Annotated in this window: 10 protein-coding genes; 3 read left to right on the top strand and 7 right to left on the bottom strand. The window is 34.4% G+C overall.

What is annotated here, in order from left to right; translation table 11 throughout:
• Nucleotides 1-25 precede the first annotated feature (25 nt).
• Genes HRU50_RS06845 through HRU50_RS06855 form a run of 3 tightly spaced genes read left to right on the top strand, consistent with a single transcriptional unit; the run spans nt 26 to nt 3092 of the window.
• Entirely contained in the window at nt 26-277 is a 252-nt protein-coding gene (locus tag HRU50_RS06845) for a phosphopantetheine-binding protein (protein WP_296349556.1), read from the top strand.
• The gene (locus tag HRU50_RS06850) at nt 277-837 is read left to right on the top strand and encodes a 4'-phosphopantetheinyl transferase superfamily protein (RefSeq protein WP_296349558.1); all 561 of its coding nucleotides are present in this window, start codon (nt 277-279) and stop codon (nt 835-837) included. The genes HRU50_RS06845 and HRU50_RS06850 overlap by 1 nt, the downstream gene beginning before the upstream one ends.
• A gap of 2 nt (nt 838-839) precedes the next feature.
• Nucleotides 840-3092 carry an MMPL family transporter gene (locus tag HRU50_RS06855; protein WP_296349560.1) on the top strand — a complete coding sequence of 751 codons (2253 nt, stop codon included), beginning with the start codon at nt 840-842 and terminating at the stop codon, nt 3090-3092.
• Between the two features lie 2 nt (nt 3093-3094).
• On the opposite strand, the gene HRU50_RS06860 is transcribed toward HRU50_RS06855, so the two are convergent.
• The 7 genes from HRU50_RS06860 to HRU50_RS06890 all read right to left on the bottom strand — a co-directional run bounded on the left by HRU50_RS06860 (nt 3095) and on the right by HRU50_RS06890 (nt 13379).
• The gene (locus HRU50_RS06860) at nt 3095-4006 is read right to left on the bottom strand and encodes an ABC transporter ATP-binding protein (protein ID WP_296349563.1); all 912 of its coding nucleotides are present in this window, start codon (nt 4004-4006) and stop codon (nt 3095-3097) included.
• Between the two features lie 69 nt (nt 4007-4075).
• The gene (locus tag HRU50_RS06865; protein ID WP_296349565.1) at nt 4076-7108 is read right to left on the bottom strand and encodes an FG-GAP-like repeat-containing protein; all 3033 of its coding nucleotides are present in this window, start codon (nt 7106-7108) and stop codon (nt 4076-4078) included.
• Nucleotides 7109-7123: 15 nt separating this feature from the next.
• Nucleotides 7124-8485 (bottom strand): Ig-like domain-containing protein, encoded by a 1362-nt coding sequence (locus HRU50_RS06870; RefSeq protein ID WP_296349567.1) that lies wholly within the window; start codon nt 8483-8485, stop codon nt 7124-7126.
• 50 nt (nt 8486-8535) lie between these two features.
• On the bottom strand, nt 8536-10701 hold the full coding sequence (locus tag HRU50_RS06875) for a prolyl oligopeptidase family serine peptidase (protein ID WP_296349569.1): 2166 nt from the start codon (nt 10699-10701) through the stop codon (nt 8536-8538).
• A 106-nt stretch (nt 10702-10807) separates the two neighbouring features.
• Nucleotides 10808-11614: a glycosyltransferase gene (locus HRU50_RS06880; RefSeq protein ID WP_366927369.1), complete on the bottom strand. Its 807-nt coding sequence runs from the start codon at nt 11612-11614 to the stop codon at nt 10808-10810.
• A 29-nt stretch (nt 11615-11643) separates the two neighbouring features.
• Nucleotides 11644-12633, bottom strand: coding sequence for an aspartate-semialdehyde dehydrogenase (locus HRU50_RS06885; RefSeq protein ID WP_296349571.1), 990 nt, complete (start codon nt 12631-12633; stop codon nt 11644-11646).
• 101 nt (nt 12634-12734) lie between these two features.
• Nucleotides 12735-13379: a hypothetical protein gene (locus HRU50_RS06890; protein ID WP_296349573.1), complete on the bottom strand. Its 645-nt coding sequence runs from the start codon at nt 13377-13379 to the stop codon at nt 12735-12737.
• Between the last annotated feature and the right edge of the window lie 49 nt (nt 13380-13428).

Consider the following 13428-nt stretch of genomic DNA (forward strand, 5'->3'; position numbering starts at 1 on the left):
TAACTTTGTTTTATATCAAATTGCCATGAATAATAACGAACTAATTGCTAAGTTAAAACCAATTATTGCACCTTACATTCAAGATGAGGACGCTTTTAAAAATCTTTCAGAAGACACAGATTTTGTGAAAGACCTAAAGATTAACTCTGCCAACTTGGTGGATATTATCTTAGATATAGAAGACGAATTTGATATACTTCTCGAGAATGAAGATATGGAACAAATGCTTGATGTTAAATCTGCAATGGCAATTGTGACTTCAAAATTAAATAAGTAATGCTTGGTAATGATATTGTAGATGTTGAGTTGGCTAATATACAGTCTAATTGGAGGCGACCTAGATATTTAGATAAACTCTTTACAACTGAAGAACATAACTACATAAAATCATCCTCTAACGCTTCAACCATGGTTTGGACATTGTGGAGTATGAAAGAAGCAGCATATAAGCTCTATACACAATTACGTCCTAGTCGATTTTATAACCCAAAATCTTTCGTTTGTCATCTAAAAGACCATAATGAAGTAATCTATAAAGACTTTCATTGTTATGTAAATACTGAAATTACTTCTAATTACATTTTATCAGAAGCAAGTTTTGAATGCTCTGAGATAAGTTCAAAAATTATACAATTTGAAATTCATGTAAGCCAGAATCAAAGTGAATTTTTACAAGAGCAACTTTTCAAGGTTTTAAATGATGTACTTCAGATTGACAAAAAGGGGTTCATCTTCCAAAAGGATTGCTTCGGAATACCTAAGGTAACCTTTGACAACAAAGAAATTAATGTGAGTTTATCTCATCATGGCAGATTTGGAGCTATAGCATATTCATAAGTATGGAAAGACTAAAATCACTCATACAGTTCATAATAAATTTTAGGATACTAATAATAGCTGTGCTTTCTATTTTAATGGGATTTTCTGCTTACCAAACACTAACCAAGTTAAGTGTGGATAATTCATTAGGTATATGGTTTTTAGAGGATGACCCAAGTTACAAGGCGTATATTGATTTTCAAGAAAATTTTGGTTCTGATGAAATATTCATTGTCATGCTACCTGTTGATAATGCTATTGGGGAAACCGAAATCAACACCTTAAAATCGTTACATCAAGACATTGACAACTTGCCTTATGTGAAGACTACTTTTAGCGTTGCTAAGGCAAAATATCCCATTTATGGAAATGATAAAATTGTTTTCAGGGATTTATATAGTCCAAAACGAAGTGAGAAAGGGTTGAAAAATTTATTTGCTAAGTTACCTAAAGTGACTTCTCAGTTAGTATCTAAGGATTATAAAAGTCAGTTTTTATATATCCAAATGAATCCCACTCCAACAATTGAAGAGAACCGTCAGGATATTGAAGGGGAGATACGTTCTATCATTGAAACAAAATATACCAACTACTATATTACAGGTCCGCCAGTACTTAACGAGGCTTATAGTAAAGGTATTTATAAAGAAAGCTTGGTGTTTGGTGTACTTACAGTATTGGTAATCACCTTAATGCTACTCTTTTTATTACCAAGTAAACGCTATCTAATTGTTGCGCTATTGTCTGTTGCTGTCCCAGTAACTTTATTGTTTGGGCTGATTACAAGTTTAGGTTATGCGCTAAATATGATATCGATGCTCATCCCAACCATACTCATGGTATATAGTGTCAGTGATGCAGTACATGTTATAAATATATATCATAAAGAAGGACTTAAGAATAAAGGTTTATCCAAAGCTGAGCTTTTGGCCATGACCGTCATTAAGAGTTTTACACCTTGTTTTTACACTACTTTAACCACGTTTGTAGGTTATTTTGCGCTATACCTTTCACCACTTCCTGCTTTTAAAAATATGGGCGTTTTCACCTGTATAGGTTTGCTCATAAGTTTCATTTTGGTTTATGTCATTACTATTATTGGATTTAGCTTTATGAATCTTAAGTTTGAGAAAGCAGAACCACTATTAAGGTTAAAATGGATCAGTCAAACCGGAGCTATAAATTGGCTTAATAGTTTCACTACACAATACAAAAACTCAATAATCCTTGGATTTACAGCTGTCTTACTTTTTGGGATGTATTCTGTTTTTAAGGTTAAAATAGATACAAATTCTCGAGATTTACTAGCTGAAGGTATTGCAAAACAAGATTTAAGAACTGTTGAGGTAGAGCTTGGCGGAAGCAATCGTTTACAGCTTAATATCAGTGCAAAAAAAGAACAGACTGTTCTAAATAAAGACGTCATTAAACAGTTTGAAGCTTTTCAGAAGAAGCTAGAAGCCAATTCATTTATTTCCAATCCTGTATCCGTTGTTAATTTCAAAGCCTTCTTAGAGAAACGAACTCCTGTTTTATTTCAGTCGAACTTAAATACAGACAAGATAAAAAACACCTTAGCTCAAATAGATAATGAGGAGAACAATTTCTTTAAATTATTCTCTGAAGATTTGCGTACTGCAGGATTTACGCTTACCCTCAGCGAAATGAAAACCTCAGAATTAGAACAGGTTTTAGAAGATATAGAGTTGGCTTTTCAATCAACAGTTGACACGAAGCAATACCAATTAAAAATAAATGGTTTCGCGGTTGTGTTTTCTCAACTCAATAATTTTATATTAGAAACCCAGTTTAAATCCTTTTTTGCGGCATTTTTTGTGGCATTTTTGTGTCTATTAATTTTCATAAAGCGAATAAAGACGACGATTCTGGTATTAATTCCTAATATATTGCCATTGGCGTTGTTAGCAATATTAATGAGTTTATTAGACATTCCTTTAGATGTCTCTACGGCCATGATTACGCCAATTATGTTGGGTATTGCAATGGACGACACCATTCATTTAGTATATAAATATAGACGTAGCAAAACCATATCAGGTTCGCCAGAAGAACGCATGGATAAAGCTATGCAATATACAGGTAGCGCATTATTTTCAACAACTATTGCTTTGGTTGGCGGTTTTTTAATAATAGCCTATAGTGCAACACCATCAGTTAGTGATTTTGGTATTTTATGTGCGGTAACAGTGGCGATTGCCTTAATAACAGATATTTTTTATTTACCCGCGCTTTTGAAGAAGTTTGATAAATAGTTTTAGAACACTATTTTAAATGATATTTCTATGCCAGTTGCAATGTAACTGTTATGCTCAATAAATACAGAATTACCGTTGTAAATGGCTTCAGCCATCCAATTATTCCCATTAAAATAAGATTGTTTAACAATGGCTTTTAAATCGGATTGATTTACTATTTGAAGTTGATGCGCATAGTAGAGTTGACTATTAATTATAGAATATTCGCCAAAAAAAGATGCAATTAGTGGTAGTTTCGGATTTTTAAAAAGTGCTTGAGGAGTGTCTTTTGCAATTATTTTTTTATCATGAATAACAATCATATTATCCGCAAATCCTAGCACGTCATTTTTATCGTGAGTTGCAACAATACATGTTATTTTCCGTTCTTTGAGATACCTGAAAATGTTTCTTCTGAGCGATTGTTTTTTAAAGTTGTCAATATGACTAAATGGCTCATCAAGTAATAATATTTCGGGTTCTTTGGCTAATGCTCTCGCAAGTGCCACGCGCTGTTTCTGTCCGCCACTGAGATTTTTTACTTTTACAGTTGCGAAGGCTTCTAGTTGTACAACTTTAATGAGTTCTTCTGTACGTTTTTTCTTTTCCTCAGGATAAAATCGGGATAAGTATTTACCAATATTTTCTTCGACCGTAATGTATGGCATCAAATCAAATTCTTGAGTGACATGTTTTATAAAATCATAGCCTACTACAAGATTAAATTTTGGCCCTAGAATTTTGGTGTCTTTCCAAATTATTTCTCCATCTTCAACATCATATTCACCATATATCAGTTGGAGTAATGTACTTTTTCCAGATCCGCTTTCTCCTATAATTGCAAGGTTTTCACCAATACTAACATTGAAGTTCAATCCGCTTAAAACAGCTGTTTCAGAATATTTAAAGGAAAGATTTTTTACTTGAAGCATGGTGCAAAAATACCACAAAAAAACCGCTTGATTTCTCAAACGGTTTTTAAAGTTCCTGTATAAATTAGTCTATTCTTTAATGAACTTGCGTGTTATACTTCTACCTTCATTTTCAATTCTTAAGAAATAGACTCCGTTTTGTAATGTTGACACATCTACTTGATTTGTCATTAATCTTTGGTTTAGTACTTTTTTACCAGTAACATCAAATACAGTGGCAATTCTTTGATTTAAATCTACCACTGTTGAGATAGTTAATATATCTTTTGCTGGGTTAGGAAATATACTAATATCTGTTAAAGACTGATCTTCTAAACTAAGTGGAAATGTACCTTCAACAATGTTATGTGTGGTATTAATAGTAGGGTTAGGAACTACGTCAATAACACCAGAAGGCCAATAAATTCTTAGTTCACTAATAGAAGTTTCAGTTCCAATTCCGAAATGCGTAGTCAACGAACTCATAAATTCAAAACCTTCACCACTTCTTACATCTCTAATCTGTGTTCCAGCGTTTGTTGTTAATTCTACTCTTGCGCCAATACCATTAATATTACTATAATTTGGCGTGACGTGTGCCATACCAATTGTATTTATTTTAATCCAGTTATTGCTATTACCTTGGTTGTAATATATGCTTTGGTTGTAGTATGTGTCAATAAAACCGTCGTTATTTAAATCACCAAAACTTCCGTTTTTATAATCAATTTGATTAGGGTCCGCATCTTCAAAAGTCATATCACCTTTTCCGTATAATATTGTTCCGTTACTAATGATGTCTAGATAGCCGTCATTATCAATATCAAAGGCTGAACTCTCCCAACCTGTAGGAGCAGAAGACACTCCAGCGCCAGAAGTTACATCAGTAAAAACATAGTCATTAGTTGGGTCTCCATCGTCTGAGAATCCGGTATTTTCCATTAGTTTATGGTTTCCAGAACTTGCGCCAACAAAAACATCCATGTCACCATCATTGTCAAAATCACCCCAAGCAGAAGACCACGTTTGCATAGGATCAGCTAATCCAATGGCTGCAGCATTTTCGGAGTACGTGTCATCACCATTATTTGTAAGCATGATGTTTGTTCGTCTTGCTTCTGAACCACCACATTTAGACACAAAAAGATCCATGTTTCTATCGTTATTATAATCTATCCATATAGATCCATAATCACCACCTGAGGAAAAATTGCCTAGAGAATAAGGTGCGCCAGGTGTCACATCTGATTGATAAAAGTCAAAAACACCAGTACCATCATTAATAAAATACACGTTTGGTTGTACGTCATGACACACAAAGGCATCTAAATTACCATCATTATTAATATCTATGAAATTAGAACGTTGAGAGAATACATACTCTGTAGTAGATTGCTCTGTAAAGCTTAATCCGTCTGCACTTGCTCTCATGAAAGTAACACCGCTTCCAGCACCATAAAGCAAATCTGTTTTACCATTTGCATCATAATCTGCTGCTGCAATACTCCAACTTGGCGTATAGTCAGCATTTGGTGTTGATATATTCACATCAGTAAAACTCCCATCTATATTCTGCTGTTTTATGTTTATACTATTTGCCTGTACACCAACGATATCATCTAGAAAATCACCATCCATATCTACTATAGCAGTAGCATAGCTGCCACTTGTGTTTAAAGTTATAGATTGCTGCGTAAAATTAATACGTGAAGGTGCTGGAGTAGTAAAAGTAAAAGGTCCAGAATAACTCGATGTTTCTCCAGTGCAATTAGACTGTACATAAAAGTCATAACTAGTGCTTGAGCTTAATCCTGAGAGGCTATAACTAGGATTTGTTAAGTTATTTACTGCCGTACCTGAGCCTAAACTAAAGCCTGACGCACCCCATTCTAGATTCCAAGAAGTAGCAATTCCACTTTCAGTCCAGCTAAGTGTTGCCGAGTCAAACCCAATACCTGTAGCATCTAAGTTACTCGGTCCTGGGCAACTGTCACCTTCTTCGATACAAATTTCTGCAGAACCACTTTGTTGGTCTCGCCATAATACTGCATAATATGTTGCACCCGGTGTAAGACCACCAATTAAGTCTGAACTATCACCACTATCAAACGTGTTATTGAAACAAGCCAATGAATTTCCACCGCATGCATCTAATACTTCTAGTCCAATATTATCTGCACCGCCGGTAAAATTGAAATAAACAGAGCCTATCGTTGGTGCTGTAAAAGTTATAAAATAACCGTAATTACCTAAAGCGTCACAGGTCGGATTCTCGTTATTTGCATCTATATCTGCTGAAACAGCAAAATTAAATGTTGTAGGAGTAGTCGTTGAACAATCTGAAACCACTGTCATGTTAGAGGCAGTTGCACATGTTCCACCTGGAACTAGAGTCCCAAATCCAAATGGACCAATGTAATCTGAGGTATCACCACCGCCACAGTTTGATTGCACATAGAATTCATATATAACTCCTTGTTGCAGTCCTGCCAAGGTATATATGGTTGATGCAATGTCCGTAATTAATGTTCCTGTCCCTGGCGTGAAACCTGCAGTTCCGTATTCAACATTCCAAAGCATTGCGGTTCCTGTTTCTGTCCAACTTAAATCAACAGAGGTTTCAGTTGCATTTAACACATCTAAATTTATCGGGTTAGGACAAGTTGGAGTTTCAAAAAGTGTAACAACAATATTTGACCAATTGGCATTGGAGCCATTGTAGCTCTGATTAAGTACAATATCGAGATACCCATCACTAATAGGATCATATAAACCGGCTAGATCGCCATCAAAAGTTAAAGTTGTTGAAGCCGTTGAACCTGCACCTCCAGTAGTTGGCGGATCAATTGTAACAGAACCTGCAGTAGTTGTAATTGTTAAATCTGCTTCATTTGACCATGGCACACCTGATCCATTCTCCCAAGTTACAGATACCGAAAAAGCATTATAAGTACCTGTAGAAGATGCAGTAGCACCAGCTGAGTTAGCAATATCGTTAATGTTTAAGGTTACAGGTGAGCCTGCTGCGACATTAACAGGGCCAATTATAGGGTCGAAATCTAGTTGTGCATTACTAATAAATACCGCAAGAAGCGAGGCTATTAGAAAGGTAGTTTTTCTCATATGCTTAGTGTTATGTTAGTCGCAGTTTTGTAGTGAATTTATCCAATCCTCGACGAGTGCAATTCCTTCTTCATGATTAATAGTTCTGCCAAGTAAAGGCATTCTAAAAGATTCGTCTGCGGTGCTTATTCTATAGAAAAGGACGGATAAACTTGTATTATTTGGTGTTACAATATAAGAATTCGGAATGAATTGAGTTTCAGGCTCAACACAAACACCAATATTTCCAAGATTATTAGTGAGTTGATATTCAAACCTCATTGGTCTATAATTACAATGACCATCATCTGAATGACAGTGAGCACAGTTAATATCTAAATATGAACGTACACGATCTTCTAAAGGTTGTGAACTATCATCCCAAGCAATACTTGAATTAATATTATCTGGAAAGTTTGAGTTCAGATATCCAAGCTCTTTTAGTTTTATCAATTGATTGGTTAAGCCTGTATCGTAATTATAATCTTTGTTTAGATTTTGAGGCTTCGTTCCAATAGGAGTTGGGTTGTCTACCTGATTATGACAGGTGAAACATTCTGCTCTCGAAGGAACTCTATAATTGGTCGTTTTTAAATCTTCACCTTCTAACCAACTAATATTTAACGTACTAGCTTGGTTAGTAAAATATGCTTCATTTTGTTGATCATCCCAAACGTAATTTGCAAAATCCCATCCATTCACTTTTTTATACATTAAGCGAGTTTCAATGATCTTTGTGGTATTTCCGGGTTGAACAGTATTGTAGTAGAAGTTCTTAATTAGAATTGTTCCTTCTGGAAAGTCTATTGGTGAGTAGTCATTGACGTAATTTGCAGCAACACCACTTGGCATCCAAATAAATCGTTTTTTCTTAGCGTAATCTGAAAATAAAGGTGAAATGAGTTCATAAGGTACCACACCGAAAGTTGGAATTAAGTCTTTTAAATCGCCTTCAAAGAAATTATACTCTGATAGCTTTGCGTGAGGTGTATCATTTTCAAAAACACTAACAATTGATAAGGAATTAATAATGACTGATACACTTTCTGTTTTACAATTATTTTGGTCATCACAAATTGTATATTGAAAAGAATCTTCACCTATATTATTTGGATTAACCGTATAAATAATAGTATCATCACTCGGGTTTTCTGGAGTGTTATTATTTTCAATTTGGATGGTTCCTAAATCTGGGGAACTTGTGCTTAAGCTCCCATTAACTGGAATATTATTGTCGTTTGCAAAAATTGAAATTTCAATTGAAGAGTTTTGAGACATTACCACTTCATCTGGTAATGTCTCAATACCTTCAATCGTTGCATTATCATCATTACTGCTGCAAGTTGCAGTTGCAAATGTTAATACAAGTAATGAAAAAAAAATACGAGCTATTCTCATTTAATTAAAAGCGGTCAATAATAGAACAAGTAAAGCGTTAAAAACCCTACTTATCCTTTTATTTTCTCCTTTGTTTTACTCGGTAGCACATCAAAGCCCATATTGTAAAGGGTAAAGCCATAAATGTCCGCATACTGATCTATCGTTTTACTAACAGGTGTTCCGGCACCATGACCTGCATCAGTTTCAATTCTAATTAAAGTAGGATTATTACCAGATTGTTTACTTTGTAATTCGGCGGCAAACTTAAAACTATGTGCTGGTACAACTCTGTCGTCGTGATCACCAGTAGTTACCATCGTTGCAGGATAAGATACTCCTTCTTTTACATTATGCACAGGTGAATAACCTTTTAGATATTCAAACATTTCTCTGCTGTCTTCTGCTGTGCCGTAATCATAAGCCCAACCAGCACCAGCAGTAAAAGTGTGATAGCGCAACATGTCTAATACACCTACGGCAGGAATGGCTACTTTAACCAATTCTGGACGTTGTGTCATTGTGGCTCCAACCAATAAACCACCATTAGAGCCACCTCTAATTGCTAGATAATCTGATGAGGTATATTTATTTTCGATTAAATATTCTGCGGCAGCGATAAAATCATCAAATACATTTTGTTTTTGTAGCTGAGTACCTGCTTTATGCCAAGCTTTACCATATTCTCCACCACCACGCAAATTGGCTACAGCATAGATGCCTCCTTGCTCCATCCAAACAGCGTTTGCAATGCTAAAACTCGGCGTCAATGAAATATTAAATCCACCATACCCATATAATATAGTTGGGTTTTTGCCATTTAAGTCTAAACCTTTTTTATAGGTGATAATCATAGGTACTTTTGTACCGTCTTTTGAGGCATAGAATATTTGTTTGCTTTCGTATAATTCTGGGTCAAAATCTATGCTTGGTTTGCGATATAATTCTGAAGTTCCTTTTTCAATATTATACTTATAAATACTTCCAGGCGTTACGTAATTGGTAAATGAATAATAAAGATCAGCATCTTCCTTTTTAGCACCAAAACCTCCAGCACTTCCAACACCTGGCAGTTGGACTTCTCTAATTTTTTTTCCCTCATAATCAAATTGATACACTTTAGAGACTGCATCAACCATATACTCTGCAAAGAAATAACCACCACCTGTTGAAGGACTCAATACATTCTTGCTTTCTGGGATAAAATTCTCCCAATTTTCGGGTGTTGGATTGGAAGAATCTACAGTAACAATTTTTTTGTTAGGCGCATCTAAGTTAGTCACTAAATAAAGCTTTGAACCAACATTTTCAATAACGTATGTGTCAGAATCAGTATGACCTAAAATTTCAACTAATGGTGCATTAGGAACTGTTAAGTCTTTTATATATAGTTTATTGCCTGAAGTTGAAACTCTTGGAGATATAATGAGATAACGATCATCTTCAGTTACAGAACCGTAAATATAACGGTGCTTTTCCTCAGCAGTACCTCCATAAATTAAGGCATCTTCAGATTGATTAGTACCAAGTTTATGATAATAGACTTTATGTTGATCTGTCTTTGCAGAAAGCTCGCTACCTTCTGGTTTGTCATAACTTGAATAATAAAAGCCTTCATTTTTATACCAAGACATACCGCTGAATTTAATATCAACCAAGGTGTCTTCCACAATTTCTTTAGTTTCGGCATTCATCACAAGAATCTTCCTCCAGTCGCTTCCACCTTCAGAGATGGCATAGGCAAGTGTTTTACCATCTTTTGAGAAGCTCATACCTCCTAAAGAAATAGTTCCGTCTTCTTTAAAAGTGTTAGGATCTAAAAAGACCTCTGCGCTTTTTGGATCGTCACCAGTTTTATATCTGTAGATGACATACTGATTTTGTAATCCATCATTTTTATAAAAATAAGTGTAATTTCCTTCTTTGAAAGGCGCCCCTATTTTCTCATAATTCCAAAGCTTGGTTAAGCGTTCTTTTAACTCTTCGCGATAAGGAATGTTATCTAAATAGCCAAAGGTAACTTCGTTTTGAGATTTTACCCAAGCTTCGGTCTCTTCGCTACGGTCATCTTCTAGCCAACGATAAGGATCCGCAACGGTTTCTCCAAAGTATGTGTTGCTAGTATCAACTTTTTTAGTTTCGGGATAGTTTACTGTAATTGGTTTCACTTTTTCAGTTTCATTTTTACAAGAAACAAAAATACTTAGTGTTACAGCACAAAGAAGTAGTTTTCTCATTGTTTTTTTGATTAGATGTTTCCTCCAAATATATGAAATTGTCTTTTCAGAATCTGTTAAAGAATGTTATGTTACCAAATAATATCAATGGGATTCTATTAACTATCTAGTCTATCCATTTTCTGATTTTTCTCAGAAGTAACAAGTTTATTATGAAATCAGTCAATTTAAGACCAAGTATTTCAGCAAGTCTTAATCTTAATTTTGATTTAAATGGATACCAAGAATGATTGAAGTGATGAATGGTAAAAGATGAATGCGTATTGTCAACCATTTTACCTGTTTCATTATTTTTAGGACTGAAAATTTTAGGCGGAAAGAGGAAAAATGATTTATCTCTTTGAAAAAGAGAGGTCATTTCATTATAATTTACATTATTTAATATTTCAAAGTCATAGGTTTTACCTATTCGATTTGTCATTATTTCCGGAAGAACCTTAAGATTGAGTTTTCCATTTTGAGAAACAAACGATTTGTTTTCGTAATACTTTAAGCAGTCTAAAACCCAATTTGATTCTTTTTTTGCGCCAATTACTGCGGCCTCGATATTATTATCTTGTTGATTACCTATAAAATAAGGAAGGGACAATAGCTCGTCAAATGTTTTTAAAACTTCAACATCAGTATCCAGGTAAATACCACCATAATTATAGAGCGCGTATAGTCGGATATAGTCCGAGGCAAAGGCATATTTTTTATGATCATATGCTTGTTTAGTCCAGATAGTAGAATTTATGTCAAACTTTGCTTTGTCCCAAAGTATAAATTCATAATCAGGAAGATGTTTTTTCCAAGATGCAATACATTTTTTTATTAAGGTTGGATATTCTTCTTCACTTAACCAACAATAATGTATAATTTTAGGTATCATCTTACGATGATAATAAAAAAAACTAACATTAATTAACTCTATTAGATTCTTAGGTACTTATAACCAAAGGGTCAAGCGAGTTCATTTTGAATTAAATACTCTGCAATTTGAATGGTATTAGTCGCAGCACCTTTTCTCAGGTTATCACTAACTACCCAAAGATTTAGAGTATTTGGTTGAGAGCCATCTCTACGAATTCGGCCCACAAAAACATCATCTTTACCATTGGCATACATTGGCATTGGATAAACATTAACGTCTAAATTGTCTTGTACAGTGACACCGTCAGTATCACTTAGTATTTTGCGAACTTCTGAAAGATCAAAGTCGTTATTAAACTCAATATTAACAGCTTCGCTATGCCCGCCAGCAGTTGGTATTCTAACGGCTGTAGCAGTTACAGCAATTGTCTTGTCGTCAAGAATTTTTTGAGTCTCTCTTACCAACTTCATTTCTTCTTTCGTGTATCCATTGTCTTCAAAAATATCACAATGCGGAATTGCATTTTTATGAATAGGATAGTGGTACGCCATTTCTCCTTTAACGCCGGCAATCTCGTTTTCCATCTGTCGTACAGCTTTTACACCAGTTCCAGAAACCGATTGATAAGTTGAAACTACAATACGCTTAATACTATATTTTTTATGTAATGGCGCCAAAGCCATAACCATTTGTATGGTAGAACAGTTTGGATTAGCAATGATTTTATCCTCTTTAGTTAGTTGAGAGGCATTTATTTCTGGAACAACAAGTTTTTTGGATACGTCCATTCTCCAAGCCGATGAATTATCAATTACAGTAGTGCCAACTTCAGCAAATTTAGGTGCCCATTCTAAAGATGTTCCTCCACCAGCAGAAAATAGTGCAATATCTGGTTTTGCTTCAATAGCACTAGGAATACTAATGACTTCTAATTCCTTTCCTTTGAATATCATTTTCTTACCTACAGAACGCTCTGATGCTACCAATAATAATTCATCTACAGGAAATTTACGCTCTTCTAATACCTTAAGCATTACATTTCCTACCATACCCGTTGCACCAACTACTGCTACTTTCATAATCTAAATAAATTTGGACTCCAAAATTAGCATATTAGAGATTTAGTTGAGAAATAAATGGTAAAAATTTAACGCATTCAGTATGATGTGTTAATTTACATTTAAAAAACTTCTTCTTTGGTAGCTCCATTCATCAATGTTATGATTGGGTATGAAGAATATACTTGACCTTTTAGCCTTACAGTTTGCGTATCGCCTTTTTGGTTAATGGTTTTAAGTAAAAGTAACTTGGTGTCTACATTCATGGTAATTTTTTCTTCACTCATTTCTGTTATGATTATTTTACCGACGTCTTGTGATGTTTGAATCATATTACCATTATCATCAAGATAAAATACTGTTAGATGAGTTTTAAGCTTGTTGTTTGTTGCAGACTTTTTAAAATTGAGTTCTACTTCATAAGGAAGTGCAATTTTTTCTTTTGCTCTAAAAGAGAGTTGGAATGCATTTAAGCGATAATCGTTTTTATCAAAATTAACTCTAAAGGAATAACTTATATCATTACTATAGGTTTCTTTAGCAATATTTAAGTAATGTTCATTGCAGGACGCATTGTAGTCTTTTCCATCTATTGTCATGTTAAGGGATGCTTTAGATTTAGAAGTTGTGGTTTCATCTGTTTCTATTTTCGTTCCGGTATCGCGTTCTATGTCTTCTTTGATGCTTTTATTAATTTTTTCATTGAAGTTGCACCCACTAAGTGAAATTAAGAATAATGTAAATGCTGTAAAATAGCGAAGTTTCATAATGATTTATATTTAGATAATAATTCAAAAACCCAGTGTTTTCTAATTA

The sequence above is a fragment of the Winogradskyella sp. genome, from assembly GCF_013213835.1.
GTDB lineage: Bacteria > Bacteroidota > Bacteroidia > Flavobacteriales > Flavobacteriaceae > Winogradskyella.

What these genes read in the sequence shown, in the direction of transcription:
- HRU50_RS06845 (WP_296349556.1), top strand. Translation starts at nt 26, where the DNA reads ATGAATAATAACGAACTAATTGCTAAGTTAAAACCAATTATTGCACCT.
- HRU50_RS06885 (WP_296349571.1), bottom strand. Translation starts at nt 12,633, where the DNA reads ATGAAAGTAGCAGTAGTTGGTGCAACGGGTATGGTAGGAAATGTAATG.
- HRU50_RS06855 (WP_296349560.1), top strand. Translation starts at nt 840, where the DNA reads ATGGAAAGACTAAAATCACTCATACAGTTCATAATAAATTTTAGGATA.
- HRU50_RS06850 (WP_296349558.1), top strand. Translation starts at nt 277, where the DNA reads ATGCTTGGTAATGATATTGTAGATGTTGAGTTGGCTAATATACAGTCT.
- HRU50_RS06870 (WP_296349567.1), bottom strand. Translation starts at nt 8,485, where the DNA reads ATGAGAATAGCTCGTATTTTTTTTTCATTACTTGTATTAACATTTGCA.
- HRU50_RS06865 (WP_296349565.1), bottom strand. Translation starts at nt 7,108, where the DNA reads ATGAGAAAAACTACCTTTCTAATAGCCTCGCTTCTTGCGGTATTTATT.
- HRU50_RS06860 (WP_296349563.1), bottom strand. Translation starts at nt 4,006, where the DNA reads ATGCTTCAAGTAAAAAATCTTTCCTTTAAATATTCTGAAACAGCTGTT.
- HRU50_RS06875 (WP_296349569.1), bottom strand. Translation starts at nt 10,701, where the DNA reads ATGAGAAAACTACTTCTTTGTGCTGTAACACTAAGTATTTTTGTTTCT.
- HRU50_RS06890 (WP_296349573.1), bottom strand. Translation starts at nt 13,379, where the DNA reads ATGAAACTTCGCTATTTTACAGCATTTACATTATTCTTAATTTCACTT.